The following is a 26,414-nucleotide window of genomic DNA, read 5'->3' on the forward strand; positions in this document are numbered from 1 at the left end:
TCAGGGCTGCGCCCTTCGCCGCGCAGCGGCTAACGCCGCCGTGTCGGTGCTGCGCACCGACAGCACAAGTGCCGCGCTGCGCGCGGGAATTCTGTGCTGCGCACAGAACTGCCCCTCTGCTGCGCGTCGGGGCCGCGTGAGCAGAGGGAGTATCAATCCTTGTGTGGCGTCGTCCGGTTGGCCGAGGGTGCCGGTTACCGATTGGCTGGCTAGGGAGGGGTGGGTCCGGGGGGGTGGGCCGGCTGCCTGCTTGGGGTGGAGGGGTGGCCGGCCTGGGGGCGGTGTCGATTCGGATTATTTCTGTCGTGGGCATCTGATGCCGTACCGGGCCGGTCTTTGAGCTCTGGCCGGGCTGTGGTATCGGCGGTACCATCGGTACCATGTCTCATCCCAAAGCCATGAACCTCCGTTTCCCGGATCCGGCCCAGCGGGCCGCGATCGAAGCCGCCGCACGACAGGAAGGCGTCAGTCTGCAGGAGTACATCCTCTCGGCCGCCTACGCCCGGGCCACCGCCGTGGAAGAGCGCTTCCTCGACGCGTTCAGGACCTCGATGGCCCGCAGCGGCGACGCGTTCACAGAGGAGGCCAGCGCGGCCGATCCCTCCGCGGAGCAGCGCTCGGCGGAGCTGCAGGCCCGGCGGGATCTTGAGGAGCAGCAGGAGCGGGGACACGCCGCGTGAGCCAGAACGATCCGTTCCACCCTCTTGATGTGGGCTTCCTTCTGCACGCGGCCGAGTTGCTGCCCGGTGATCCCCAGGTGGACGACTACGGCCCGCTCTACGCGGCGGTCGCCCGGGTCAACGCCCGGGCGATGGAGCGCGACATCTACGGGTCGGTGTATCTGAAGGCAGCCGCGCTCCTTCAGACTCTGGCCAAGCTGCCGTGTCTGGAGCACTCCAACGAGGCCTTCGCCTGGCACTCCACGGAGGCTTACCTGGCCCTGAACGGGTATCAGCTGGACTACCTGCCGAAGGAGGCAGTCGCCCTGGTGCGGGACGCCGCCTCCGGCGCGACGGGCGTCGGCCTGATCGGCCGTCAACTGCGTGCCTGGAGCGGTTCTTGACCCTTCGGGAGTTGTGAGCCGGGCGCTCGTCGTCCGTCCGGCTCCAGGGGGAGGCCGCGGTGGGACGCTGTCGGGCTTGCGCTGGTGGGGCGTGAGGGGGCGGGTGACGTTCCTGGCGATCGGGCATGCCGGTCCGGGTCTCTGTGTCACTGTGCTCGGTGGGAGCAGGCAGCGGGCGGGGAGGCGGCGGGCCGGTATGTGGCGTGAACGGGAACTTCCGGTGCTGCGGGAGAGGGAGCTGGCGCGGGCCGGTGTGGACGTCGCTGTGCTTCGGCGGATCACCGTGGTGCTGGGGCGTGCGGGTGGTGGTAAGTGGCACGTTCCCGGTTCCGGTGCGGGGTGGCGCAGTCATTGCCGGTACGCGGCGCATCTGACAGGCAGGCCGCTGGTGCTCCTGGACGTCGTGGAGCAGGTGTGCCGGCACTGCGCGCCGCTGGTGGGCGTGGAGCCGGGTGAGGAGGCGCTGTTGCGGGCGGCGGTCGAGGTGGTCGCGGCTGATGTCCGGGTGCGCTCGCTGGAGGGGCAGGAGGCGGGGCCGCGGTCCTGGGATGGGTATGCCCGGGTGCTGTGGGAGGCGGCGCGGAACCGTGATGCCGAGGTGGCGGGGTTGCTGGAGCCGTGGACGAGTGATCGTGTGTTCGGTGCGGGCGTCCGGCAGATGCGGCAGGCCTGGGCGGGAGTGCTGGCGCGGTCGGAGGCGGCACTGGCCGAGTGGCGTGCGGCGGCCCCTGCGGCTTGTGAGGCGACGTCGGTCAGCGGGGCGTGCGATGCGGTGGCTGCTGGGTGCGGCGGCAGGGTCTGGGGTTGGCGGCCGCGGTGGTGGAGCGCTCCCGGTGGGCGGAGCCGTTCGATGCGTGGAGGGCTGTGCGGCGGGCCTGGAGCGGTGCCCGGGATCAGGGCGAGGCGGCGGCGCGTGAGGCTGCGCTGGGCGTGCTGGAGGCGCGTTGGGGCGGGGCGCGGGTGCGTGATGTGACAGCGCTGCCGGAGCCTGCCGTTGTCCCGGCTGGCGGGTTCTCCTCGCCCGCGCAGTGGGCGGATGCGGAGTTTCGGCACCGGTGGCAGGAGTGGGTGGCGGGGTGCTGCGATCAGTTGGAGGAGGCGCTGGATGCGGCCGCCGGTGGGGAGAGCGCGGCGGGGCGGCAGTTGCTGCTGGTGACCGGCTGGCCGCTTGTCCGGCAGCAGGATGCGGACCTGGCATACCTGGCCCAGTACGAGCAGCACGGGCCCTGTGTGCCGTTCGGCGGACGCCGTAACGGCTACGGGTGGGAGCCGGATCACGCCGTGGTGCTGGCCGTCCCGAGCTTCGCCGCCCGGCATGCCGCCGAACATACCCGCGAGCAGCGTGGGCGGGTCGTGGTCGGGCCGGACGTGGCGCCGGGTGCTACCAGCCCCGGGGAGCAGGAGGTGCTGGCGCTGCTGCGCGGTGCCTATCCGTATCTGCCGGCGGATGCTGAGCGTGATGGGGCGGGCGCGCTGCCTACGGTCTTGGTGACGAAGGCGAGGGCGGCGCGGCGTGATGCGCGGCGGTCGGTGCGGTCCGGGGGCGGCGGGCTGGAATCGATCGAGCGGTACAACGACCTGGTCGTGGGCGCATATATCTGGGTACCGGACGACGATCACCCGGGCGCCGCGGCTGCGGAACTGGCGAACCTTCCCGTCCACTGGTTGCGGGAGTGGACGCTGTGGGTGGACGTCGAGTGCGGGAGGCGGCCGGATACGGTGTTGCACCGCCTGTACGGGACGGTGACGTTCTTCGAGCCCGATACCGGCCGGGTGGGCTTCTCCCCCACCGGCGGCCACCCGGATTTCGCGCTGCCGGTTCACCGGATCGTCGCGCTCTCCGGCGACCGCCAGCGGCGCGGCCACGGACAGGTGCCCGCTCACGAACTGGTGGACGAACGCTGAACGGGGCGCGCCGGTGGGTGAGTCCTGTCGCGCTGTCCATCCATCTCGCCGACCACGCTGGGCTGTGTGGGTCGGCCCGGACGGAGATGACCGCATGATCGAAACGCCCACGCACGTTTACGTGGTCACGCATAGCGCCACGGGGGTTGGGAAGGTGGGGATCGCAGGCTTGGATTCCGCGCGGATCGATCAGCACCGAAGCCAGGGCTGGCACCTGTACCGCGCCGTGCTGCTGCCCTCCCGGGAGGCCGCGCGGCAGGTGGAGCGGTCCGTCCTTCGGCAGCTCAAGATCGACGGAGTGAACGCGCGCATGCCGGCGGACCGCATGCCGCAGGGCGGCCAGAGCGAAACCGTGAACCTCGACGAGGTGTCGGCGGCGGACCTGTGGGGCCGGGTGGTTGCGGCTGCCGGTGAAGTGCAGGCTCAGGCGGACAGGTCCCGGGTTGTGCTGGTTCTCGCCCGCATGGATGGCGGCCGTGTCCTGGTCGTTGGGACGGACACGCCACTTGGGGCATCCAAGGGAAGCCCCGAGTGTGGCCTCGGCGAGGAACTCGCCGAGGCCGGGTGGCTGGTGTATACGGCGAACATGACCGCCGCAGCGGCGGAGGCCGCGCTGCGCGGTCTTCGAGACTGGGCGGCCAAGCCCGGTGTGATCGATGATGCGGCTCTGTGTGAAGCCGGCTGGCCGGTGCCGCTGCTCCGCAACACCTACAGGTTGCAGGGCGCAGTGGACAAGGAGTTCCGGCAGGTGCGCATAGCGGTAGGGGTATCACTGCACCCCTACCCCGCCGACGGTCCCGACGAGGACGAGGATTGACGATCGAGAGTCACGCGATCGTCAATCCTCGTCCCCGCCGTGGGCGCGAGGACGCAGAGTTCCGGCGTCGGTGGCAGGAGGCCTGCGCCCCGAGCCGGGTGGGCTTCTCCCCACGGCGGTCATCTGGCCGTCGCGCTGCCGGTCCAGCGGATCGTCGCGCTCTCCGGCGACCGCCAGCGGCGCGGCCCCGGGCAGGTGCCCGGTCACGAGCCGGTGGACGAGTGCTGAAGGGATCGCGCTACTGGCCGCCCGTATCGCTTGTTGCCGGAGGCCCGGGTGGGGCCGGGCCGGACAGCCTGTGACGTTGCGAGGGCGTGGCTTGGGGATGTCGCCGACCGGTGCCCTTGTCCGTCCGGGCGTGAGGCCGGCGAGGAAACCCTGCTTCTTGCTGTGTGGTCGCCGCAGGGCTATCCGGCGCCGTCCATCTCATGGGGAGGTGGGAAGCGGCGGCGCAGACGTCGTACCAGAGCGGTGGTCAGTACGATCGCCAGCCCTGCGCCGAGTCCTCCGAGAAATTCGGGCGCCGCGGCTATCAGCAGGGTCTGCGCGGCCTCCCCGAGTCCGGTGGTGGAGGGCGGGTCGGAGGGTGCGGGGGGAAGGGAGGAAGGACAGCCGAACACGGTGTTGTTCTCCGTTCTCGTCGGGCTGGGCGCTCCAGGCACCCGGCGGGTCGAGACAGACCATGAGCGCTCGCCGCGTTGTCCCTCACGGTGCTTGGGACAGGCTGGGACAGGGTGGGACAGTGCGGCAGTATGGGTGCAGGTCACAGAGGGCCGGTGGCTGCGGGGGCAATTCGTCAGGGCTGGGCCATGGTGGCTGGTTTCTGGGACGGGCCGGGTGGGGGGATGGTGATGACAGTCGATCAGGACGGCCAGGGGTCGGGGTCGCTGGAGCGGTACGGCCGTTTCCTCGCGCGGCAAGCCGCCGAAGCCGGACTCAGTGCACGCACGCTGGCTGAGCGCTTCGAAGAGGAGGCCAGGAGGCAAGAGCAGGCTGCTGCCGTCGGCAGGCCCCCACAGAATCCGATCCGGGACATGAGCTGCTCCAAGTCGACGATCGACCGTCTCCTGAAGGGGCGAGCTTTCCCTCAGCCGCCTAGAGCGTTCACCCGCCAGTTCCTGACCATCACCAGCAAGGCGGCAGGCCTGTCCCAGCAAGAGTTCGAGCGACGGTGGACCGAAGCGTGCGCATTACTTGAGGCACTGTCACACGACAGGGTGCAGCAACGTGTGCAGCCCCAGCTCGTGGCGCTGGCATCCGGCCCGAGTGCGGACACCGTCGCGCGGCTCCGGCTCGAGGTGGACCTGGAGCATGCCCGTCACACCGTGACCCAGCTGAACTACGCGTTGCGTGACACCCGAGTCCTCGTGACGACGCTGTGGGACATCATCGATGCGCTGCGTGGGATCATCGCCGGACACTACGCGGATCAGACGCGTCTTGTGCACGGTGGCGGCACCCCTGCCCATCTCGCCCGCATCCAGAGCGAGACAGAGCGAGCCCTCGGCTACAAGCGGGCTGCGCAGGCGGAAGCCGATCGCGCCGCCTCCCGTCTGCGCACGCTCGAAGAGCGCTGGGAGAGGGCCCATGCCGAACTGCTCCGGCTGTCTGTGGTGCCCGATGCGGCACAGATCGCCGCCAGTGACACGGCCAGTCCCGAGGCGGGCGCGCCGCCGTTGCCACCTCGGGAACTGCTCGCCCAGCCGGCTCTTGACGCGCTCGACGACATCAAGGCTGCCCTGGACAAGGCCCGCGTCGTCAATGCCCAGGGGGAAGAGGAGGCCGGCGTCCTCCAGGGGCCCTTGAGCGATTCAGGACCGTATGCACCGGACGACGAGCGCCTCGTGCTGTTGGCCGCCACCCGGCTGTCCGGCTCCGACGGCCGACGCACCGCTCTCGATTCTTTGGTGACGGGATGGCCCAGGCATCCGGACACCCGTGCCACGCTCCTACGCCTGGCTGCTGATCCCGACCCGGAGGTTCGGTTCGCCGTCGCCCACGGCCTGGCAGAGCATTGGAAGGACGACGGTGCCGCCCACGACACGCTCGCGTTGCTTGCTCGGGACACTGACGAATTCGTCAGAGGGGGCACCGCGTACGGCATGGTTACCGCGGGCTGGCGCGATGACTGGGTCCTTGGTGTTCTTGTGTCTCTCGCCCGCGACCCGAAGCGTTCGGTACGGGCCGCGGCCGCTGAAGGCCTGGCTGTCGGGTGGCCGCGGTCCCGTACTGCGCGGAACGCGCTGCTCGGGCTTCTACTCAGCGTCGACAAGGACATCGAAGTCAGGAAACAAGCAGTGGAGGGACTGCTGAAGAACTGGTTGCACACTGCAGAAGCCCGTGACGGACTTCTGCGTCTCGCCTGCGGCGGCCAGGACCCGGAGTCGACGATCGCGGCGCAAGCCCTCGCCGGGATCCTTGCTCACTGGCTGCACAATTCTCGGACGCGTGCGGCCGTTCTCCGGTTGGATCCCCGGGAGTACTTGTTCAACTTGGCCCAGAAGCAGGCCGTCGAGAGATGGGGCGGCCTTGAGACGGCCCGTGACTCGGTGATCCGTCTGTCAGAGACCAATGACATGGCTGTACTGCAGGCCCTGTCCGTCGAGCCCGCCATCCCCGCCGACGGCAAGGACGCCGCCGAGCGCGCCGTCCACTTCCGCGCCCACGCAGTTGACATGTTGCAGGAAGGGTGGGCGGGGGACACCGTGGCGCGCGGTGCTCTGCTACAGCTCGCCCGCGACCCGAGCCCGCATGTCCGCACCAAGTCCGGCGCCGCGCTGATTTTCAGATGGTCCGATGACGACACGGCCCGGCGCGCCATCGACCAGCTTGCCCAGGACCCTGATGAAGACGTGCGGATGATCATCAACGTCGAGCTGCGTTGGCCAGAGCAGCGCAACGCGCCACCGGCACCCTGACAGACGGCCGATGCGCAGGCCGGGGTCCCTTGGCGCCGCTCGCCTTCAGCAACCCGGTGGAGGGCCTCAACCGGCGGGATGTCTGGGGGAGCGCTGGCATCCCCGCGCGCGAAGGGGGCGTGGACGGAAAAGTGACCTCACAGCCGCTGACCTGCGCCCGGCGGCCGGGCGCGAGCGTACGCCTCCTTCGGGCCGTCGGCGAGCAGGTCGCGCCGGATTCAGGGGTGCTGCGACGATCGGTTGCACCGCTGCGGGGCGCTCTCGCCTCCGGCCCCTCCTCCCACCTTGCCGATCCTGAGGTATCGCCATGTCTTCGTCCTGTCCCCCGCCGTCCGACAGCGCTAGCTGCATGAGCCGGCTCGGTGTGAGCGAGGCGGTCGTCGCCGTCACGCCCGTTGTGTGTGTCACCGCGCTCACCGCGCTCGAGCGCCCCCTCCCGGGCATCCTGGTCGGCTTCGCGGCGGCCGCCGGGGCGCTGCTCATGCCCGGCCGTCTGGGCTGCCTGCTCGGTGCGTGCGCCGGGAGCAGCCGGTGAAGCGCCGGGCTGTCGCGGCGTCGTGGCTGGAGTTGGCCGCGCTGCATGCCTGGATGCGCGAGGCGCAGTGCGGGCTGACGTTCCCGCGGCTGGCCGACAGGGCCGTGATGGCCGGGCGGCCGGTGGGTGAGCGCACGCTGCGGCGCGCGTTCGACGCGCCTTCGCTGCCGACGGAGAAGACGATCAGTGCCTACGCCTGGGCGTGGGCGAGCAAGAACGGTGTCGACGGCCGGGCGTTCGAGCAGCGGGGCCTGGACCTGCTGGCGGCGGCGCGGCATGCCGCTGCGCCGACGCCGGTGCCCGTGTGGCCGCGTCCTTCGCACGTTCCCGGGCGGGTCAGTACCTGGGGTGGTCTCACCAGGGCTTTGAAGCGCATCCATGCGGAGGCTGAGATGCCCTCGCTGCGGGCTTTGGCGGCGTCTGCCGGGGCGGCCAGCCGGTTGTCGAAGAGCACGATCAGCAACATCCTCCGGGGTGAGCGGCGTCCCAGCGCGGAACAGCTGTCGGCTCTGCTCGCGGCGTACGGGGCCAGGCCCGAGACGACCGCCGGCATGCTCGCCGCGCACCGGCGGATCCTCACCGGGCCCAGGGGGTGCGCCAGCTATCCGTGCGAGGTCGTCGAGCGGGCCGAGGAGCGCCGTCAGCGGGAGGAGACCCGCAGCAAACTGCTCTATGGCACCGAGGCCGGGCATGAGAACGAGCTCGATGAGTACGACCAGCGGCTGCGCGATGAGGAGGAGGCTGCGTTCCAGCGCTGGGTCGAGTGGGTCGACAGCCTCAGCGCTGACGAGATCGAGGCCCTGCAGGGCCAGGCCGCAGCCGGATCGGAGCTGGACTTGCGCGCCGAGCTGGTTGCCTATGGTGCCCGGGCCCACCCGGGAGCGTGACGGGCGCTGGGAGTCGGGCTGGTGGTTGTCCGGGGTCTGGCACGTCAGTCGCCCTGCGGCAAGCCGATGCTCCATGGTCGGTTCGGCAGTTGGCAGGCCGCTTCGGCCGCCGCTTGTCCTGCATGGCGGCCAGGACGTGCAGGGCAGCAGCCGGATGTTGGTCTTCGTGCAGCCGGGTGTGGGAGAAGTACCGGACGAGGCGGCCGAGACGGGCGGCACAGTGCCCTTGGCCATGGGTAGTTGGGAAATCCGGTCGGACGGGCGGGTTCTGGCCGGGATACTTCCAGGGTGTCGACGATGGATCTCGAAGCCGTCCGGGCTGCGCTGCGCGCGCAGAAGCCCGACCTGCTGCTGGAGCAGCCGGAGGGTCAGTGGCTGGACGCCAAGACGGTGCCGTACGAACTGCGTGAGCCGCGCGCGGTGGAGGAACTCGCCAAGGACGTCTGTGCCTTCGCCAACGGGGGCGGTGGTGTCATCGTGCTGGGCATCGGCACGCGCGTGGCGGACGACATGGAGGTCCTCGACCGGATCATCCCGGTCGACCGTGCCTCGGTCGACCGCGACCAGATCCGCAAGCTGATCCGCGCGCACGTCACCCCTGCTCCGCGCGGGGTCAGCGTGGAGTGGTCAGGCGACCGGCAGGGCTGTCGCGTGCTCTACATCGACATCCCTGCGCAGCAGGCGAACGCCCTGTTCGTCGTCGCGGCGCCGGTCGGCAAGCCCGGTGCGCCGCGCACGGACACGGTCGCGGTGCCCGTGCGCGAGGCCGACGGGACACACTGGCTCCCGCGCACCGAGATCCAGCGCCTGCTCTCCCAAGGTGTCGCCGCCTCCGGCATGCCCACCGCCGAGACGCTGTCGAGGCTCCTGCACGAAGCCGTCACCCACTCCCCCGCAGAGCCGGCCGCTGTGCGCGTGGGGCAGGGCCTGCCCGAGTGGGAGCGGGAGATGCGGGAGGCGTACGAGGAATTGGCCGGTGCGGGCCTTGGGGCCCCGGTGGGTGAGGCGTACCGTCACGGGTCGGCTGCGCTGCAGGATCTGGACCACGCCCGGGACGGGGAGCCGGGGTGGGTGCTGTGCGTGGCTCCTCCGCGCCCGCCGGTCGTGGTCGCCGCGCCCGTGTGGCGGGCGATCGTCACCGCCGGTCGCAGCGATGCCGGCGGGGATCCGCTGGCGGCGGTCGGCTACCCCGTACTGCCGGAAGCGCACGAGGAAGCGCGGGCGTGGGTGGTGGCCGCCGACGCCGTGCGGGTGGACCTGGAAGGCGGCACGTGGGGCGCCGGCCGCCTGGTGCGCTCGCAGACGGGTGGATGGCGGTGGGAGCCCGCTGTGCGCTTCAGCCTCGAGCAGACCCGGTCCGCACGACGGTGGACGAGCCAGGTGCCGCCGCCGCAGTTGCGCCTGCGCGCCCTGGTGACGCTTCCCTGGACCGACACCCCCGCCCTGGAGATCACCCGGGCTCGGCGCCAGAGCCTGGAGCAGCACCTGCCGCACAGTGTGCTGGCGGGTGCGGTGACCTTGCTGTCCCAGCGGCGCGGCGGCAGTCTTCCCGCGGCCCGGTGGCAGGCGGGCCCGCACGACAACTCGCTGCACGCCGCAAGCTATACGAGTGTGGTCACCGCCCCGGACGGCCGGGCGGCCGTGACGGCCGCCGCCATGATCACGCTCCCCGGTGTGATGGACTCCGCTGTCGTGTCCTGCGCGGACGTCCTGATCGGGGACACGGCGGGCTGGGCGGCGGTGCTGGGCGGTCATCGGGGTATACCGCTGGACTTCGAGGAGGTCCAGGACGTCCTCTTCCATGCGTGGGAGACGGCGGCTGACGTGCTGCCTGCGGTCTTTGGCGACCCGGCCGTCCGGCGCTGGGCGGCCCCGCCCACGACCGAGCTGCGGCTGAGCACCGAACGGTATGACGACATCGATGTGACCCCTGCTCTGTCGTCGTTCGTCGACTTCAGCCCACTCGGTCCCGGCGGTCGCGGCTCCCGGCAGGAGATGGCAGTCACGATCACCGCCGAGCCCTCCATGCGGCGTGCCAAGCGCCAGGACGTGATGCGCCGCGCGGTGGTCCACATGGCGCAGGCCTTCGGTTACGTCCATGCGGAGGCGGGGCTGCTGTAGTGGGAGGGCGCAGCGTCGGCCGGGGAAGCCGGCCGTGTGCGGTTGTCATTGTCAGCCGCGGAGGGTCGCCGCAGGGGCGGCGTTGCTGTGCTCGTCGTCCTGCCAGCAGGTCGCCCGTGGTGGGGGCGTGAGAATGTAGGGCATCGGTGCCCTGCGAGGCTCTGTTTGGGTGGGGGCAAGGCGGTCGGATGGAGGCAGAGCGCGGGTGTACGTCACGAGGGTCCAGCTCAGGAACGTCAAAGGCTTCACCGGCAGGCGGGCGGCCGATCTGATCTTGCCCGGGCGCAGCGGCTGGACGGTGCTTGCGGGACGCAACAGTTCGGGCAAATCCACTGTGCTGCAGGCGATCGCCCTGGCGCTGGGTGGACCGGCGGTCGCGCGGGCGCTGGTGTCGGACTTCACCGGCTGGATCTCGACGCCTGCCAAGAAGGGGGAGGTAGAGGTCCACGTCGTCAGCGACCCGGTGCACGATGGCTTCACGGGATCGGGCAACAAGCCTCAAGGTGAGATCTCTTTGGGCCTGCGGTGGACACACCCTGAGCCTGATCGTCATGCTCCTCGGCCGGTGATGGCACCGCTGGGTACCGGCAAGAGTGGCCCTCGCGGGCCGTGGGTGGAGAACCCGATCGGCTGGTTCTGTGCCGGCTACGGGCCGTTCCGGCGGTTGACCGGCGGCTCCAGCGAGGCGCAGCGACTCATGCTGAACCAGGGGCCCAGTGGGCGCCTGGCAACGCTCTTCCACGAGGACGCCTCGCTGGCCGAGGGCGTGGCGTGGCTGATCGATCTACGGCTGCGTATGTACGAGGAAGGCACGAGCAGCGAGGCCGCCGTGTTGCTCAATCAGGTCCTGTCGTTGCTGCGGGACGGGTTGTTGCCCGACCGGTACCAGATCCAGAGGGTGTCAGCGGACGGCTTGTGGGTGGTCGAGAAGGGCCATAAGGGGCCCGGCTTCCCGTTGAAGGAGATGAGCGACGGCTACCGGACGGTGGCGGCACTGGTGCTGGACATCGTCCGGCAGCTCCACGGCGCCTACGGGTACTTGCACACTCATCCGACCGCTTCCAGGTCTGGGGGTACGGCGATCCTCGCCCCGGGCGTCGTGCTGATCGACGAAGTGGACGCGCACCTGCATGTGACCTGGCAGCGCAAGATAGGCGACTGGATGCAGGACCACTTCCCCAACATCCAGTTCATCGTCACCAGCCACAGCCCATACATCTGCCAGGCCGCCGACGAGGGCGGACTGATCCGGCTCCCTGGAGCAGACGAGCAACAGCCCCCCGAAGTGGTGGACGAGGATCTCTACCGCAGGGTCGTGTACGGGAGCGGAGACGATGCTGTGCTCTCGGAGCTTTTCGGTCTGGAGACGCCGTACTCCAGCCGTGCCGAGCAGCAGCGCCGACGTCTGGTGGCCCTGGAGCGCAAGGTGTATGCCGAAGCGGCCACGGCTGAGGAGATCGCCGAATACCAGGAGCTGAGCAGCCTGCTGACGAGCTCTCTGGAGAGCAGGGTGGCCGAGGTGTCGGCGCGGCTGGAGCAGGAACGGTGATTCCGGTTCAACGCGTGCCTGTCTCCGACAAGACGCAGGGTCTGCTGACCCGGTGGACAGGACGCGTCCGGACCGCAGGGGGAACGTCCAAGGCGGCGCGTGAGCAGTGGATCAAGGCGCAGACCCCCCGCAAGCACGTGCGCACGGCGCTGGAGTCGATGACCCGTGGTGCTGTGCGTTGCATGTACTGCGACGACAGCCGCGGCACCGACATTGACCATTTCCAGCCACTGGAGAACGCGCCGCTGCGTGCCTTCGAGTGGTCGAACCACCTCCTGGCCTGCTCGTACTGCAACAGCAACGCCAAGCGGTCGCAGTACCCGGTGAACGCGGACGGTGTGTGTCTCCTGGTCGATCCCTCTGCGGAGGACCCGGCAGACCATCTGCAGCTGCTGCTGAAAAGCGGTCTGTACGACCCGGTGGACGAGTCGGCCAGGGGCGAGGAGACGATCCGGGTCTTCGGTCTCAACCGCCCTGATCTCGTCAAAGGGCGGCTGGATGCCTTCGTCCGGGCCTGCTCCAATCTGCGCGACTGGCACAGGCTGCACCAGGATGCAGACCCGGAGGCGGGCCGTTTGGCGCAGGCGCTACTGGACTCGCCTTTCATCGATGTCGTGCACGCCATGACCCGTCTCAAGCCGGGCGTCGAGGCGACCGTCGTTGGTCAGGCGACCGTTCCGGCCCTTGTTGCCTGGCGCGCCGCGCATCGTCTCTCGTTCCGCGTCGGTCAACCGCGCGTATGCGGAGGCGCTGCCGACACCAACTGCATCGACGGTGTCGTCGACGACACCCTCGCGGGCGACGACCGCTCCCGGGTCGGCGGAAGGAGCAACGATGAACCCGTGATAGCCATGCAGAACTACGGCCTCACCTGGACTGGCCCCACCGGCACGCCTCGTTCCTCCGCCGTCGCCTACGACAAGCCCAGCGCCCAGGATCGGAAGGCTGCTCTCGAACGCGTCGGCTGCACCAGCGTGGAAATCGTAGCCGTCAGGCCAGGGGAACTTCCCGAACCGCGGGGCTGAGGTATTGCTCGGCTGCGGAAGGTGCGCATGATCCTTGCACTTGGTGCACCAGGGTGCGGCTGCCCTGGCCATCGGGAGCGGCAGGCTCATACCCGCGCTGGCCATACGGGCGTTGTCAGTGCCATGCGCCACGATCACCTTGTGCCCACTTTGGACGACATGTCTCCCTACCGGCGGGCAAAGCTGCTGTGGCGCTGGGCTCACCAGGGCCTGCCGTTCGTGGAACGGCTCGTCGCCGACGCCGCCAAGCGCCCGTGCGATCTGCCGGTTGCCCAGCCCGGGCCGCCGGGCCCCACCTATGCCTTCCCCGGCGACGACGGCCGCCACCACCTCGTGCGCGCCGGTCACATGCTCTGCGGCGACCAGCAGCCGCCGCCCGCAGGACACACGCACCGGCAGCAATATTCGTGGGTCGAAAGCCCCGGCGGTCCGCGGGAGTGGATGGGCGGCCGGGCCGACGACGACACCGTCTGGGGCGCGGCCGAGGTCACCTGGACGGTGCGTCTTCTCGGCCCGTGCGTCGATCCCGGTCTGATCAGTCGGAGGGAGCGCTGCACCGTCGGCCGTTACAGCCTGCTGCACCTGTGGCCCCCTCCCCCGGCCCGCACCGCCTCCGTGCGGCAGATGCGCGCCGCGCTCGTCGACGCGCTCGGGCCCGACTGCCATCTGTGCGGCCGCTACCCCGGAGCGATGGTCGACCATGATCACGAGACCGGGCTGGTGCGTGGTCTGCTGTGCGGCTTGTGCAACCGTGTCCTGGAGGAGTGCCCGCACGTCTCCGGCTGCCCGCGGGCCGACTACCAGCTTGCGCCGCCCGCTGCCGGTCTGGGGCTGGTGTATCCGCTCAGTGACGAGTGGCGTCCACGGGACTTCACCCGCCGACGGGTGATCGAGCAGCTCGGCTTCGACCCCTTCGAAGGACTGCCCACCCGGCGCATGCCACGGTAAGGACCCGCCCCGGCGTCTGGTCTGTCTCGGCTGCGGACTGTCTCGGGTGTGGAACGATCGTGTTGCCGAGACGAGCTCGTGCGTGCGTCAGCCGGATCCACGCCGCGCTGGTTGCCGCCGTGACGGGCTACAGCGTCCGACGGCACTCGGATTTGATCTCTGCGGTGAAGGGCTCCCGCTCGCCCCTTGAGCGCCAGCGTGGGTTTCCGGGGACGTGTCGCTTCTCGCCGATGCATGTCACCTGGCGACGGCGCTGAGGTGCCGTCGCCAGTGCCTTGTGGCGGTCTTTCTGCCCCGTGAGCAGGCCATGCCGCCGGGGCAGCGGTAGAGGTCAGCGGCGCGGACTGTGCCGTGACGCGACGTGGCGGGCGAAGACGGTGAACATGTCGCTGCGCTTGGGACCGCTGGTTCCGCGTACGGCCACGAGGAAGCCAGTCAGGAGGACGAGCGGGCGGGCGTGGACGGCGACGGCGGCGAGGAGCGCGAGGTAGGGCGCGAAGTCGGACGCGCTCAGCACGGTGTCGAGCATGGGCAGTTGAGGTCCTTCCGTCGGGCGGTGCTGTCACCTGATGACCTCATGCCGGGAACTCGTTGCGCAGGGGCAGATCGCGGGGTTGTATGTGGGGCGTGCCCCGTACCCCGCCCTCGGGCGCTGACGCCGAGCTCATCAGGACTCTGGCCGAGCGGGGTGTGCGCGTGTCCGTCTACCAGTTGGAGCGGTGGCGGGCGGCTGGGCATCTGCCTCGGCATCCCCGGCGGGGGCTGGGCCGGGGGCGCGGTACGCGCGCCGAGTTGCTGCCAGCCATCGTGGAGCGGGCCGAGTTGTTAGCCCGCTCCGCCCGGCAGGGCCGCGCACTGAAGACCGTGGTGACTACCGGTTTGGATCGGGCGATGCGCGAGGACTCACCGGCCGCGTTGCGCATGGTGATCATCGAGCATCTGCAGCACCGCGTCGACGTGTTCGGGGACGTCCCGCAGACCCTGTCGGGGGTGGACTTGAGCGAGGAGGCGTGGGACGAGCAGGCGGAGGCGGTGCTGCAGGCGGCTGCGGAGCGCGCGCGCCGCTCGCAGCCGCCGCCCCCGAGGCACAACCTTCTCCGGGAGCTGGCGCAGCAACGGGGCCTGGAGGTGGAGGGCGTGGCTCGGATGCCTCAGTGGCGGGAGGTGCGGCCTCTGGTGGCTGTGATTTCGCGGGTGTCCGCCGGCGGGCCCGGCGCGGTGGGCCTGGAAGAGATCGCCGAGGCCGTGGGTGCGAGCCTGAGCCTGCCGGACTCTCTCATCGAGGAGATGAAGATGACATTCGCGGCTCGGGAGCTTGAGCAGCTGGGCCGCGGGGAGACGCCTCACCTTCTGAGCAGCCACCTTGCCGGAGATCAGGCGCTGGTCGCCGCGGTGGAGAGTGCGGACGATGAGGCGCTGATGCGTGCCGCGGCCGCCGTGATGCTCACGACGCAGTATCAGGTGCTGGCTCTCCTGTGCAGCTTTGCCGCGTTGCAGGTGGCTCCCGAGATGCCACTGCGCATAGAGCCCGAGGGTGTGGTGCGCATGCTGCGACACCCTGTCTGGATCGGCTGGGGTCAGACCATCTCGCGAACCACCGCTGCCCGGGAGGAGTCGCTGGCCATCCTCATCGCTGAGGCACTCGATCCCCGGCGGCCCGGGAACACGGACGCGCTGGAGGCCTATCTGCGGTTCTTGCGCCTCGAGCTCGGCCTGGCCGATGAAGACGTCCTCAGTGCTGCCTTCGCCGGTGCCCGCGGTGTAGTCGGACGGTGACCGTCCCGGCCTGCCGGACGGGCCCGCGCCAGACACGAGGGGTTGGTACGTGCCATCCTCCGGCATGCAGTCGGCTGGTCGCCGAGCGGGCCATGGCAGTCCGCTGGACCGGCCAGGGGCGGGATGTGCCCCGCCTGTTCAGGAGCGCCGTGGTCGACGGTGTAGTGCGGGACCGCCTGCGGGTTAGGGCTGGCCGGCACACGGCATCCGCCAGTCGGGCTACAGTGTGCGCATGAACAATGACCCTCTGCATGCTGGAGTCGGCGATGACGCCGTGTTCCAGCAGTTGATGCAGCGGGCCTTCGACGAGGACATGCGGCAGGTCCGCCCCCCGGTGGACGCGCGGGCGACCCGCTCGGATCTCGTCATGTGGTGTTCTTCCGGCTCCGGCAAGAGCGTGGTGTACCTCCTGCAGGCCAAGTGGCGTGCCGAGACTGAGCTGAACCGGATCCGTGGCGAACTCGACCGGCTGAAGGCCATGGCGGTGCCGGAGGCCGTCGGCGAATCGATCTCACCGGCTCACCCCTTCTCGGCCGCGAAGGTGGCCTCGCAGCTCAGGCGGAACCTCGGTCTCGCAGTCCGCGTGCATGCCCTGCGCGAGCAGGCTGCCGCGATCGAGGCGCTGCTGGAGCTCCTGCGCTGCGCTCTCGAGCAGCTCCTGGACGGCGCCCGGTACCCGCGTCGGGAGCGGGTTGTGCGCACGGCGGCCTCGCCGTGCGGGGTGATCAGGCTGACGACGCCCCGGGTACCGCGAGCGCCGGGTCCTGTCCGGCTTCTGCACCGGACCGAGCCCACCGCAGGCGCTGCGGCCGCGTGACCTTGCGAAGGCAGGGGGCGGCGCGCTGAGCGCCCGCTCTTCCTACACGAGGTCGTCTTGTTCTTCACTGTCTTGCACTCTCCCGCGTCTTTGCTCCTCCTCGCGGGTGTCTTCTTGTTCTTTGCGCCGCCCGCACTGTCCTGGTGGAGGGGCAAGGTGCGGGCCGGCTCCGAGTGGGTGCGTGCCCGTCTGCGGGCGCGGGCCGCGCGGCTGCAGACGCGGGTGCGCGTCTGGCTGCTCGGCGGGCGCCCGGAAGCCTCTGACGAGGACGAGGACGTCCGCGGAGGCTGTGACGGGGGCTGAGGCCGTCGCGTCCAGGGCGCCGTCGTCGCGGCCCGGGTAGCGGGTCTGGGGGGCATGCCGGTGTGCCGGCGGTGGCCGACGCTGTGGCGGGCATCGGCGGGCAGGAGGTGCGGCGCCACCGGGATGCCGGGGTGACGGACGTGGTGTTCTCGGGGAGAAAGATCGCCGGGGACACCCCCGGCGCCCTGCCCGGGAAGTCCTCGGCGGGTTCGGCCGGTTGAGCAAAGGCCCGTCCCGGGTGGTGCGGGGCCGGGTGTCACGTGAACGGGCGGCAGGTCGGTGTCGGAGGCGGGGTTTACGGTGCACCCCGTGGACGTTGCTGATCTCGACTACCGGGCCCGGACGCTTCAGGGCTGCATTCCCCCGCACCTGGTCTCCCGGCTGCTCGAACTCGGTCATGACGAGGAGGTGGCGCGCCAGGCCGGCCGCGGGGAGTGGTTCTGTGCGCGCGAGCGAGCACGGCTGCTGGGAGCGCTGGACCGGCAGGCGCAGGCGTGGGACGTGCTGGCCCCGTATGTCGCGACGGGGTGGTGGACGGCGGCTGAGACCGCGGCCGGGCTGCTGGAGGGGTGGGGAAGGGCGGAGGAGGCGATGGCGCTGGTCCGTCCGCATGGGGAGGCGGGTGACCGGTCGGCGCTGGTCTTCTTCGCGCGGCTGCTCGCCCGGCACGGTCGGGCCGATGAGGCTTTTACTCTGGTCCGCCCGTATCTGAAGGACTGGTGGGCGGCCGCTGCCCTGGTCGATGTGGCCCAGAGCGCGGGCCGGGACGAGAAGGCCGCCGCGCTGCTGGCTGCCCGTATCGAGGCGGGACGCCGCTGCGGCACCCCGTCGTGCCACCGGCACGGCGTCGAACCGTCCAATGCGGTCGCCCTGCTCGCCGCGATCCGCGAGCGCCAGGGCCGCATCGATGACGCGGTCGCGCTGCTGCACACCCGGGATGTCACCTCGGTCAACGGCCGTGACGAGCTGGCCGACCTGCTGGCCCGGCACGACCGCATCGAGGACTTGAGGGCATACGCACGGACCGAGTACCACGGGCATGCCGCGCAACGGCTCGCGGAGGTGCTGGAGGAGCGCGGTGACGTGGAAGGCGCCATCGCCGTGTACCAGCAGCCGGGAGACTCGCCGGCCCGCCGGTGCGACGGAGCGGTGCGGCTCGCACAGCTCCTTGTGCGGCACGGCCGTGCCGGCGAGGCGATCGCGGTGATGCGCGCGCTCGCCGACTCGCCCGAAGGCGGGCAGGACTGGATCGTCGACCAGCTGTGCACCTTGTACGCCGACCAGGGCCGCGCCCGGGACGGTCTGGTGTACCTCGATGCTCTCAAGGAGCGCCGCGGTGAAGAGGACTGGGACTTCTTCCGGATGCGGCTGCCTCTGCTCGTCGCGTGCGGCCTGCGCGAGGAGGCGATCGAGCAGGTGCGCGCCCACCCCGAGGGCGGCACCTGGTATGCGGCCTGGTCTTTGGCCGGGTTGCTGGCCGATGCCGGACGCCTCGAGGAGGCTGTCGCCGTCCTCGTACCGCACCTGCCTGCCAGCTCCGGCGTCCTGGCCTGGCATCTGATCGACCTGGGCCGGATCGAGGAAGCAGTGGACGTGCTTCAGCGCGATCCCGCACCGGTCGAACCGCCGTGGACCGGCGAGCCTGACAACGGGCCCCCGTTTTGACGACGGTCCGTGGGCCGGTGAGCTGTCCAGCGGGAGCCACCGAGCCGGCCATGGGCACCGGCCGGCGACGGGCGTTGGGTCCGTACTCGGCTGTCAGGTTGTCCGCGGTTCCCTGGTGGCCGCAGGAGAACTTCGGCAGCCGGCGTCGCCGTTCGTGTGGGCCATCGTTCCCGCGCGGGGTGCTGCAGGTGGGTGCGTCCGGCGTGGGCGGGGCCGGGGCCTGGGGGTTCACTGTGCTGAAGCATGATGTGTTTGCCATCTTTGGCCGGCCGTGGACGGGGGTGGAGGTCCCAACGCCGGTGCGCACGCGACTGTGCCGAAAATTTTTCCGAGTGGATGTGACATTTCCACTTCGCCGCCCAATTTTCGCGGCATCCGCATCGCGGAACGGAGCCGAACTTTACATCCGAGTATTTCGCCGAACTTTTTCGGGGCTCTCAGATTCACGGCGGACGCGGAGCGAATTGTCATCGACATTTCCGCGATGTCATTTCGGGAGCATTTACGTCGTGCGGATTCACCGTTGGTGATACGGTGACGCAGTCGCTCCTCATGACAATGCGGGGCTCGCGCCGTTGCTTTTGCCGGCCGACACGAGCCCCGCACTTCGATGGTGCGACGAGGTGGGCCCGCCCTCCGGGGCGGGCCCGCCGCTGCTTCTGCGGGGCTAGCGATACCACTGGCCTAGGCGCAGTGCGTTGTAGGCCAGGTAGCACGCCGCTCCCGCGAGCTTCACCACGTCGGTGAAGCGCTGCAGTAGCGTCCTCGGCGGCACCGGGTCCTTCTCGGACCCCGTACCGGTCTTGCCCATCTTTACTCACCCCCTCTCGAACGGTTATGCGCACGCTGGATGTGCGTGCGCGTCATTAAGGGGCGCACCGAACGTTACACGAAAAGGGCTTGAAGGCGCGCCTTTCCGTGAACGACCGGCTGGGGAAGGCTGTTGTAGTGGAATGGCATGCGTCGCATTGGAGAGAGCGGACAGAGGGCCGGAAAGGGCGCTGCTGTCTGCTGCAGCGGCGCTGTTTAGGCGGGGCCCGGAAAGGGTGGGGCTAAAGAATCCGCAGGTGATGTCCGGTGGTGGCGGGCGGGGTTGCCGACTCCCGCGGCGGGCAGCGGCGCCTGCTGGGCGGGGGTGGGGCGGTTGCGGCGCGGAGGGCTGTTCATCCGTGCGGGTGCTTCTTGCGACGTCAGTTCGACAGGCGGCCTTTCTCCCGTGCAGCTCGCGGCGGGCCGGGACGCAGGCCGCCCGGGGTGCCGTGGCCGCGGCGGGCGTGCGCGCGCCGGTTGGCCGACGAGTTCTCACAGCCCGCCTGCACGCGTGCGGGGCGCCGGGGCCGAAGGTGGCACCGGCCCTCCGGCGGTAGGCCGGGGGGCCGTGGTGCCGGGATGGCCGCGGCCTGCGTGCCGAGGGGCGGGGGGAGCGGTTTCGCTGGGGGCGGTTCAGGCGCTGACGGGTGCGCGGCCGATCGCCCGCAGCAGGTCAAGCTGGTCCGCGGCGAGGCTGTCTCCGGGGTTGCGCAGCCACTGCCGGTAGGTGCGGGTGTCTCCGGGCTGGGCGAGGTCCTCGCCGCGGTCGTAGCGTGCCCTGGCCTGCTGGTAGTGGCGCTGCCAGGGCAGCGGCCACGGCGGGTTCCACCAGGGGTCGATCTCGAAGAGGGCGTCCAGGAGTTCGGTGAACCCTTTTTGGTCCTCGCTGTCGGCGGCTGCCTGCTGTTCCAGCCGGGCGGCGCGCTGGCGCAGGTTGGCCAGGTCGCGGCCGAACTTGCGGCCGTCGGGGGTGGTGTAGCCGGAGGAGACGGCGAGTCCGCCGTGTTCCCGGGCGCACTCGCGGGCGTAGGCGATCAGCATCTGCCGGTTCTCGCTGCGGGGCTCCCAGACCATGCCGGCCTCGTCGAGGAAGCCGATCTGCCAGTCCTTGAGGTCGCCGTTGCGGCGGGCGGCCCGCTGGGCGTCGAGCCAGGCGGGCAGTTCAAGAAAGCGGGGGTCGGTGCCCTGGCCGGGCAGGGTGCGCGGCGGGGACAGGTGGCCGTGCTCGTTGAAGAAGTCGGCGGCGGCGGCTGCGCCGATCGCCCAGTCGGCGGTGATGCCGGAGGGCCGGGTGACGTGGAGCCGGATGACCTGGGCGACTTCGCGGGGGGTCAGAACGACGCCGTCGGGGCCGACGATCTCCGGGGTGCCGGGCCTGTCGCCGAAGGGCGGCGTCGGCGACTGCTGCTGCGGCAGGTCCACGACCGGTCCGGCGTGCTCCTCCTCGCCCGTGCTCCCGCCGGCCGGGGTGTTCGCGGCCGGCGGGGCGGGCCGCGGCTCGGCGAGCTGGGTGGTGGGCAGCCGGTCGCTGATGCGGCGGTCGTGGGCGCGCAGGGCGAGCAGGATGTCGTAGAGGGGCTTGTAGTAGCGGTAGTTGAGCAGGTCGCCCGGGTCCTCGCCGGGCGCGAGGTAGAGGGGGACCAGGAGGGTGGCCTTGGAGCCGTCGGGGCGGGGGCGCAGGGCGCGGCCGAGGGCCTGGACGATGCCGACGACGTCGGTGCGGGGGGCGGCGAAGCAGACGTCGACGGAGGTGGAGTCCCAGCCTTCGCCGAGGATGCGGACGTTGGAGACGAGTGTGAGGGCGCTGGGGCGGCCGTCGTCTGTGAGCGGCTGGGGGTGGTTGAGGTTGTCGAGGATGGCCACGCGGTCGGGGTGGTCCATGTGGACGGTGTCGGCGCGCAGGGTGGCGGGGACGAGGGGGACTTCCGCTTCGTCGTGCGGTCCGGGGGCCGTCTCGCTGTTCAGGGCGGCGGCGGTCTGGAGGAAGGTGTCGGTGAGGGCCTGGGCGTCTTTGACGCGCTGGTGGAAGCTGATCCACTTGCTGGCGCCGGTGCCGGGGTAGCGGGCGGCGGTCTTCAGCAGTGCGGTGGACAGGCTGACCAGTGCGGGGGTGTCCTGGAAGGTGGCGTTGCGGGTGCGGCGCAGCTCGTGCTGCAGGCCGGGGTGTTCGACGACCATCATGACGATGCGGTAGTCGCACACCAGGCCGGCGGTGATGGCTTCGCTCAGTTCCATCCGGTAGACGACGGGGCCGTAGATGTCGGGGTCGTCCATGGATACGGCCAGGCTCGGGCCGCCGGTGCCGGGGCGGAGGGTTTCGGCGTAGGCGGGGTCGCTCTCCCAGATGCGGGGGGTGGCGGTGTAGTAGAGGCGGCGGCGGGCGGGGACCTTGTCGTCGTCGTGGACGGCGGCCCAGGCCTTGTTGATGCTGCCCGAGGTGCGGTGGGCTTCGTCGGCGATCAGCAGGTCCCAGGAGGGCAGGGCGCGGGCGGCGTGCGCGGCGAGCAGGGCGCCTTGCGTGTCGTCGCCGTCGGCGAGGGAGGCGTAGGTGGCGAAGACGGTGTAGTGGTCGAGGCTGTTCAGGAGGGCGGCGAGTTCGGCCGGGTCGGTGGTCTGGGGGATGCCGAGGGCGTCGAGGTCGGCGCGGGGACTGCACACGGCGAGCAGGTGCCCGTGGTGGTCGTTCTGTTCCTTCCACACCTGCGCGCTCTGGGCGAGCAGATCGAGGGTGGGGACCATGACGACGGTGCGACGGACATGGCCGCTGTGGGCGAGGTGTTCGGCGGTGCGGGCGGCCACCAGGCCCTTGCCGCAGCCGCAGGGCATCACGATCGTGGCGCGGCCGCCGCCGGCGACGGCGGTGACGCTCGCGTTGAGGGCGGTGCGCTGGTCACGGCGCAGGGTGTGACGGGCGGGGCGGCGTGTCATGGGGTGGTGGTCCTCGAGGAGAGGGGGCGGGCGGGTCAGAGCTCGAATTTGATGGCGACGAGACCGCGTACGGTGACGTCCATGCCGGTGCCGCGCAGGCCGAAGTAGGCCTCGGCGACGGCCTGTCCGGCGATGTCCAGGGCGCCTTTCTCGTCGCCTGCGTCCCGGGCGGTCAGCAGTCGTGCGGTCTCTTCGGGGGTGAGGTCTTCGTCCAGGCGGCGCTCGCGGCCGTCGTCGCTGCTGCCCGCGGAGGGGCTGTAGAAGGTGAAGGTGGCGGTCAGGTAGGCGCGCAGGCCGCGGCGGCGCATCTCATCGTCGGCTCTGCGGGCCAGGCGGGAGCGGAAGCGGGCGGCGACCGCGCTCTGGAGGCGGGCGGCGAAGTCGGCGGGCGGGTTGCGGCGCTGGCCGCGCAGGTAGCGGCGCACCGTCTCGGGGTGGACGCCGAGCAGGGCGGCGACGCGGGCGGTGCTGCGGCCCAGGCGGCGGTGGAGGAAGGCGATCTGGGCGCGGGGGCTCTTGGGCATGCCGCGCTGAGGGGCCGCGGCGAGGCGGTCCCGCTCGAGGTGGTGGACTTCCCACAGGGCGTCCAGTACGGGGGTGGTGGTCATCACTTGCCGTCCAGGGCGCTGTCGGTGCGGCCGTCCTTGGCACGGCTCGCCGGGTTCTTGTTGAGGGCGGTCACTTGCAGGTACCAGTCCATGGACTGCACGCCTTCCAGCTTCACGTGGCCCGGGTTGGGGCCGACGGCGAAGCCGCCCTTGTGGCCGGTCAGCCACAGGATGTCCGAGACCGGAGAAGCGAACAGGACGGCGTCGGTGTTGACGGCCATGGGGCGGGCGCCGGTGGCCTTGAACGTGTTGATGATCTTGCGGTTCATGACGGCGCGGTAGCGGGCGAGGATCGCGGCCCGGTGGTCGGGGCGCCAGTCCGGGCGGTCCAGGGTCTTCCAGCGGGCGTGCTGGCCGGCGGCCCGGCGGCCGTAGTCCTGCGGGCCCTGCTGGTACTTGCCGATCGCGCCCTTGACGGTCTGCTTGATCGCTTTGAGGACCAGCAGGTCGGTGGCGTGCGTGGCGCGGAAGTCGGGGTCGTCCATCCGTGCCATGGCCTCGAGGAACTCGCGGGGTGACAGCGGGCTGCCGTCGTCGTGGGTGACCGCGCCCAAGGCGGTCATGGTCTGCAGGTAGCCGTCGTTGATGTGCTCGTACCAGGACTTGAGGTAGGGGCCCGCGCCGAAGGCGGGGACCGGTCCGGCCTCGCGGCGCCGCTCGTCGTAGCGGTCGGGGTGGGGGGAGATGCCCAGCGCCTTGGCCTGGTCCGCGGTGGGCCGCACGTAGGCTTCCATCGGCTGGGGGGTGTGGCCGAGTTCGACGGCCAGGGCCACGGTGTGGGTCTGGTACCAGCCCGGTCCCCTCGGGCGGGTGCCGTCCGGGGTGAACGGGCTGGGCAGCAGGGGGTCGGTGGCGACACCGGAGAGGTCCGTCAGCCAGGCACCGGGGAGCTTCTTGTCGAAGGCGGCCTGCGGCAGGTGGTAGGGCGCGCAGGTGCCCATGGGGGTGCCGTTGCAGGCCGCGAAGAAGGCCATCATGGTGTCCAGGCACACGACGTAGGGCAGGGCGCGCTCCTCCTCGGTGGGCAGCCGCCACCATTGCAGCGCCTCTTCCTGCAGGAACTGGGCCGGGTCCTTGGGATCGCGGCCGGCGGCCAGCGGATGGTCCTTGGTCGCCTCCGGAGGCGCCGGGTCCACGGCGAGGTGGAGAGAGCCCTCGAGCCACTTGGAGCGGACCTTCTTGGTCTTCTCGTCGCGCCAGGCGCGGGTGGCCGGGCGCAGCGCGCTCATCAGTTCCTGTCCCGTCGCGGCCGTGGAGCTGACCGGCGTCATGATGCGCTCGCTGTAGAGGCGTAGGAAGTCGACCACTTCAGCCGTCGTGGAGAGGGGCAGCCTGGTCTCCTTGTCGATGGGCAGCGGCCAGCCGCCGCTGGTCAGCGCGCCCCAGGGCAGGACGGCCAGCTGGACCGAGCGGCGGCCGCGCTCGACTCGCTGGAAGATGCGGACCCAGGCGGAGAACCAGGGCTTGTTCCCGCGCTGGGGGATCTCCCAGCCGTGAGCGGTCAGGTCGGCGATGATCGGGTGGTCGACGGGCAGGGCGCGGTCCTCGCCGGTGCGCTCGGGCAGCCCCAGCGCGTGCGCGGCCTCGGCGGTCAGGACGATCAGCGGGTCGCTGTCACGGCCGCTGGGGTGCAGGCGGGGTGTGCCGAAGGGACGGTCGGCGGCCCAGGTCACCAGTTCCCGGATGGTGGTCGCCGGGCACGGGATCATTTTTCCGCTGGTGAGGTGCGCCCGGCGGCGGCCGTCGATGACCGCGAACGGCCCGTAGTCGAAGCCTTTCCCGCTCCGTTCGTCGTCGGGCACCGGCTCCATCTCGGATACCGGCTGTTCGTCGGCCGGGGCGATGTCCTGGGCGACGGATTCGTCTGCCGCCCAGGTAGCCGCGGCGGTGTCCGTGGCCGGTGCGCAGGCGGTGGCCGCAGCGGCTTCGGTGACGGCCGCCGACCAGGCGCCGGGCCGCCGCTGCTCCTGGTCGGGGCTTGCGGGCTGGTGGTCCGGCTGCTGGGCCTCCTGCGCGTCCTCATCCAGTGCCGCGGTGGGGCCGGGTGTGCCCGCAGCGTCCTGCGTGTCCGGGTGAGCCGGGGCGGAGTCGGCAACGGGGGGCGCTGTCTGGGCGAGCGGGCTGGTGTCCTCGCTCAGGAGCCGCTGGGCAATGTGGTCGGGAAGGGGCAGGAACCGTGCCCGGGGGATGTCGGGCTCCAGAGCCACCGACGTCAGGCGGCCCATCCCGCGTTCGATGACGTCGATCCGGGCCGCCTGGCCCATGCGCGTCAAAGTCAGGGTGACGTCGGCGTCCAGCGCGGCCAGCAGGTCAGCATCGTCGCTGTCGACGACCGCGAGTACCGGCACCTGGGTCTGACGCGCCAGATGTGCCAGATCGCGCGCAGCGCCCTTCAGTGCGGCTCCCGACAGCGGGAGACGCGCGTCCGCCGCGCGCTGCAGCCGGTCCACGACCACCAGCGTGAGCGGCTTGGACCAGCTGTCGTCCAGGGCCACCTCGCTGATCACGGCGGCGTCCAGCCCGGAACCGGCGTCGATGAACAACGTGTCCCCGTGCTCACGGACCGCCGCCTCGGCCAGCCGGGCGGCAGCCGCCTCCGGCTCGGGCAGCGTGCCCGCACGCCACTGGTGGTAGCTCACCCCCGCGTGAGAGGCCACCAGCCGGGCCACCACGTCCGCCTGCCCGGGACCGGAGGCGGCGTACAGGACGCTGCCCCGTTCCTCGACCAGTGCCGTCTGCCGCGCGGCGGCCACCGCGAGCAAACTGGCGCCCACACCGGGATTCCCCGCGATCAGCGTCAGCCGGCTGGCGCTGAGCCCGCGCACCACCGCATCCAAGGCGGGCAGCCCGAACGACAGTTGAGCAGCAGGGGACGGGGCGCTCAGGACGTCGCTCGCCGACACCAGCCGCCTGCGGCCGGACCCGGCCGCAGGCGATGCTTGCGTTTCGGCCTGGCCAGGACCCGGCAGCAGGACGGCGACATGATGGCCGTAGCGGGTCAGCACCTGCGGCACACCCCGGGCAGCGTCCCTCACCAACTCACCCAGCTTGGTCCGGGCCGCGCTCACCGGCGTCTCCACCACCGCAGGCCGCGCACCGGCCGCTGCCTCCAGCCGGTCGAGCGGAGCAAGAACCGCCGCCGCGCCGTCCTCATGCGTCAGCCTGACAACCGTGCCCTTCTTGGCCTCGGCCACCAACTCGGACCACTCACCGCGCGCCTTGTGCACGCCCACCGTCCGGCCGGCGCTCGGCCCGCGGGGTACATTCACTGTCTCAGCGGCAGCCATGCCGCCCCCTGTCAAGAGTTTCGTACCGCAGACGCTACCTGAATCGTAATGGACGTGAGGCGGAATGAAGCCAACTCCCATGTAGACAGGCCTGGATGAGGTATGAGTCAGGCTGATCCGTGATTTGTAATGGTGATGCTTTACAGGGCAACCTGGCACTCTCAGTGGGCACCGTGCGCGCAGGCCAGGCTCCAGCGCGGCACACGGCACCTCCCACACTGCAGACGCGCCCACCACCCCTGCGGAAGAACGGGCACCGCACTCCGAAGAGGAGTGTCTGCACGTGACGGGCTGTCCCAGGGCCGACTATCTGCTCGTGCCTCCGGCGGCTGAGCTGAACCTCATCTACCCAGCCGGCCGACAGTGGCGGCCCAGGGAAGTCACCCGTCAGCGGGTGATCGAGCAGCTCGGGTTCGATCCCTTCGATGGGCTGCACCCGCCTGCGTAGACGG

Annotated in this window: 21 protein-coding genes; 16 read left to right on the forward strand and 5 right to left on the reverse strand. The window is 70.8% G+C overall.

Annotated elements, in window-relative coordinates:
- Nucleotides 1–380 precede the first annotated feature (380 nt).
- The 11 genes from ACIHCM_RS34400 (at nucleotide 381) to ACIHCM_RS34450 (ending at nucleotide 13,768) form a co-directional block, all read left to right on the forward strand.
- The gene (locus tag ACIHCM_RS34400) at nucleotides 381–680 is read left to right on the forward strand and encodes a DUF1778 domain-containing protein (protein WP_399904916.1); all 300 of its coding nucleotides are present in this window, start codon (nucleotides 381–383) and stop codon (nucleotides 678–680) included.
- Entirely contained in the window at nucleotides 677–1,063 is a 387-nt protein-coding gene (locus tag ACIHCM_RS34405) for a fic family toxin-antitoxin system, toxin component (RefSeq protein WP_399904919.1), read from the forward strand. The genes ACIHCM_RS34400 and ACIHCM_RS34405 overlap by 4 nt, the downstream gene beginning before the upstream one ends.
- Nucleotides 1,064–1,867: 804 nt before the next feature.
- On the forward strand, nucleotides 1,868–2,968 hold the full coding sequence (locus ACIHCM_RS34410) for a hypothetical protein (RefSeq protein WP_399904922.1): 1,101 nt from the start codon (nucleotides 1,868–1,870) through the stop codon (nucleotides 2,966–2,968).
- A gap of 94 nt (nucleotides 2,969–3,062) precedes the next feature.
- A complete protein-coding gene (locus ACIHCM_RS34415; protein WP_399904925.1) occupies nucleotides 3,063–3,785 on the forward strand; it encodes a hypothetical protein in 723 nt (240 codons plus the stop codon).
- Between the two features lie 845 nt (nucleotides 3,786–4,630).
- Complete coding sequence (locus ACIHCM_RS34420; RefSeq protein ID WP_399904928.1) at nucleotides 4,631–6,703, forward strand: HEAT repeat domain-containing protein; 2,073 nt, start codon at nucleotides 4,631–4,633, stop codon at nucleotides 6,701–6,703.
- A gap of 349 nt (nucleotides 6,704–7,052) precedes the next feature.
- Nucleotides 7,053–7,238 carry a hypothetical protein gene (locus ACIHCM_RS34425; protein WP_399904931.1) on the forward strand — a complete coding sequence of 62 codons (186 nt, stop codon included), beginning with the start codon at nucleotides 7,053–7,055 and terminating at the stop codon, nucleotides 7,236–7,238.
- Nucleotides 7,217–8,125, forward strand: a complete 909-nt coding sequence (locus ACIHCM_RS34430) for a helix-turn-helix domain-containing protein (protein ID WP_399904934.1) — start codon at nucleotides 7,217–7,219, stop codon at nucleotides 8,123–8,125. The genes ACIHCM_RS34425 and ACIHCM_RS34430 overlap by 22 nt, the downstream gene beginning before the upstream one ends.
- 297 nt (nucleotides 8,126–8,422) lie before the next feature.
- Nucleotides 8,423–10,246, forward strand: a complete 1,824-nt coding sequence (locus ACIHCM_RS34435) for an RNA-binding domain-containing protein (protein ID WP_399904937.1) — start codon at nucleotides 8,423–8,425, stop codon at nucleotides 10,244–10,246.
- 205 nt (nucleotides 10,247–10,451) lie between these two features.
- Nucleotides 10,452–11,795: an AAA family ATPase gene (locus ACIHCM_RS34440; RefSeq protein WP_399904940.1), complete on the forward strand. Its 1,344-nt coding sequence runs from the start codon at nucleotides 10,452–10,454 to the stop codon at nucleotides 11,793–11,795.
- A gap of 14 nt (nucleotides 11,796–11,809) precedes the next feature.
- A complete protein-coding gene (locus ACIHCM_RS34445) occupies nucleotides 11,810–12,820 on the forward strand; it encodes a hypothetical protein (protein WP_399904942.1) in 1,011 nt (336 codons plus the stop codon).
- 141 nt (nucleotides 12,821–12,961) lie between these two features.
- Entirely contained in the window at nucleotides 12,962–13,768 is an 807-nt protein-coding gene (locus ACIHCM_RS34450; protein WP_399904945.1) for an endonuclease domain-containing protein, read from the forward strand.
- 331 nt (nucleotides 13,769–14,099) lie between these two features.
- Here the strand turns inward: ACIHCM_RS34450 and ACIHCM_RS34455 are convergent, their stop codons facing one another.
- On the reverse strand, nucleotides 14,100–14,297 hold the full coding sequence (locus ACIHCM_RS34455) for a hypothetical protein (RefSeq protein ID WP_399904948.1): 198 nt from the start codon (nucleotides 14,295–14,297) through the stop codon (nucleotides 14,100–14,102).
- A gap of 167 nt (nucleotides 14,298–14,464) precedes the next feature.
- Here ACIHCM_RS34455 and ACIHCM_RS34460 point away from each other — a divergent pair, with 167 nt between their 5' ends.
- The 5 genes from ACIHCM_RS34460 (at nucleotide 14,465) to ACIHCM_RS34480 (ending at nucleotide 18,329) form a co-directional block, all read left to right on the forward strand.
- The gene (locus tag ACIHCM_RS34460) at nucleotides 14,465–15,544 is read left to right on the forward strand and encodes a hypothetical protein (RefSeq protein WP_399904951.1); all 1,080 of its coding nucleotides are present in this window, start codon (nucleotides 14,465–14,467) and stop codon (nucleotides 15,542–15,544) included.
- Nucleotides 15,545–15,776: 232 nt separating this feature from the next.
- Nucleotides 15,777–16,361, forward strand: a complete 585-nt coding sequence (locus ACIHCM_RS34465; protein ID WP_399904954.1) for a hypothetical protein — start codon at nucleotides 15,777–15,779, stop codon at nucleotides 16,359–16,361.
- A gap of 114 nt (nucleotides 16,362–16,475) precedes the next feature.
- Nucleotides 16,476–16,664: a hypothetical protein gene (locus tag ACIHCM_RS34470; RefSeq protein ID WP_399904957.1), complete on the forward strand. Its 189-nt coding sequence runs from the start codon at nucleotides 16,476–16,478 to the stop codon at nucleotides 16,662–16,664.
- Between the two features lie 71 nt (nucleotides 16,665–16,735).
- On the forward strand, nucleotides 16,736–16,885 hold the full coding sequence (locus tag ACIHCM_RS34475; RefSeq protein WP_399904959.1) for a hypothetical protein: 150 nt from the start codon (nucleotides 16,736–16,738) through the stop codon (nucleotides 16,883–16,885).
- A gap of 88 nt (nucleotides 16,886–16,973) precedes the next feature.
- On the forward strand, nucleotides 16,974–18,329 hold the full coding sequence (locus ACIHCM_RS34480) for a tetratricopeptide repeat protein (RefSeq protein ID WP_399904964.1): 1,356 nt from the start codon (nucleotides 16,974–16,976) through the stop codon (nucleotides 18,327–18,329).
- Between the two features lie 667 nt (nucleotides 18,330–18,996).
- On the opposite strand, the gene ACIHCM_RS34485 is transcribed toward ACIHCM_RS34480, so the two are convergent.
- The 4 genes from ACIHCM_RS34485 to ACIHCM_RS34500 all read right to left on the reverse strand — a co-directional run bounded on the left by ACIHCM_RS34485 (nucleotide 18,997) and on the right by ACIHCM_RS34500 (nucleotide 25,902).
- Nucleotides 18,997–19,140 carry a hypothetical protein gene (locus tag ACIHCM_RS34485; RefSeq protein ID WP_399904966.1) on the reverse strand — a complete coding sequence of 48 codons (144 nt, stop codon included), beginning with the start codon at nucleotides 19,138–19,140 and terminating at the stop codon, nucleotides 18,997–18,999.
- A 632-nt stretch (nucleotides 19,141–19,772) separates the two neighbouring features.
- Complete coding sequence (locus ACIHCM_RS34490) at nucleotides 19,773–22,067, reverse strand: DEAD/DEAH box helicase family protein (protein ID WP_399904969.1); 2,295 nt, start codon at nucleotides 22,065–22,067, stop codon at nucleotides 19,773–19,775.
- Nucleotides 22,068–22,102: 35 nt separating this feature from the next.
- Complete coding sequence (tpg, locus tag ACIHCM_RS34495) at nucleotides 22,103–22,675, reverse strand: telomere-protecting terminal protein Tpg (RefSeq protein WP_399904973.1); 573 nt, start codon at nucleotides 22,673–22,675, stop codon at nucleotides 22,103–22,105.
- The gene (locus ACIHCM_RS34500) at nucleotides 22,675–25,902 is read right to left on the reverse strand and encodes a DnaB-like helicase C-terminal domain-containing protein (protein ID WP_399904977.1); all 3,228 of its coding nucleotides are present in this window, start codon (nucleotides 25,900–25,902) and stop codon (nucleotides 22,675–22,677) included. The genes tpg and ACIHCM_RS34500 overlap by 1 nt, the downstream gene beginning before the upstream one ends.
- Nucleotides 25,903–26,414 lie beyond the last annotated feature (512 nt).

The organism is Streptomyces sp. NPDC052023 (assembly GCF_044548465.1).
GTDB lineage: Bacteria > Actinomycetota > Actinomycetes > Streptomycetales > Streptomycetaceae > Streptomyces.

Coding starts and splice junctions, on each gene's coding strand:
- ACIHCM_RS34400 (WP_399904916.1), top strand. CDS start 381: ATGTCTCATCCCAAAGCCATGAACCTCCGTTTCCCGGATCCGGCCCAG.
- ACIHCM_RS34415 (WP_399904925.1), top strand. CDS start 3,063: ATGATCGAAACGCCCACGCACGTTTACGTGGTCACGCATAGCGCCACG.
- ACIHCM_RS34420 (WP_399904928.1), top strand. CDS start 4,631: ATGGTGATGACAGTCGATCAGGACGGCCAGGGGTCGGGGTCGCTGGAG.
- ACIHCM_RS34425 (WP_399904931.1), top strand. CDS start 7,053: ATGAGCCGGCTCGGTGTGAGCGAGGCGGTCGTCGCCGTCACGCCCGTT.
- ACIHCM_RS34435 (WP_399904937.1), top strand. CDS start 8,423: ATGGATCTCGAAGCCGTCCGGGCTGCGCTGCGCGCGCAGAAGCCCGAC.
- ACIHCM_RS34455 (WP_399904948.1), bottom strand. CDS start 14,297: ATGCTCGACACCGTGCTGAGCGCGTCCGACTTCGCGCCCTACCTCGCG.
- ACIHCM_RS34465 (WP_399904954.1), top strand. CDS start 15,777: ATGAACAATGACCCTCTGCATGCTGGAGTCGGCGATGACGCCGTGTTC.
- ACIHCM_RS34485 (WP_399904966.1), bottom strand. CDS start 19,140: ATGGGCAAGACCGGTACGGGGTCCGAGAAGGACCCGGTGCCGCCGAGG.
- ACIHCM_RS34490 (WP_399904969.1), bottom strand. CDS start 22,067: ATGACACGCCGCCCCGCCCGTCACACCCTGCGCCGTGACCAGCGCACC.
- tpg (WP_399904973.1), bottom strand. CDS start 22,675: ATGACCACCACCCCCGTACTGGACGCCCTGTGGGAAGTCCACCACCTC.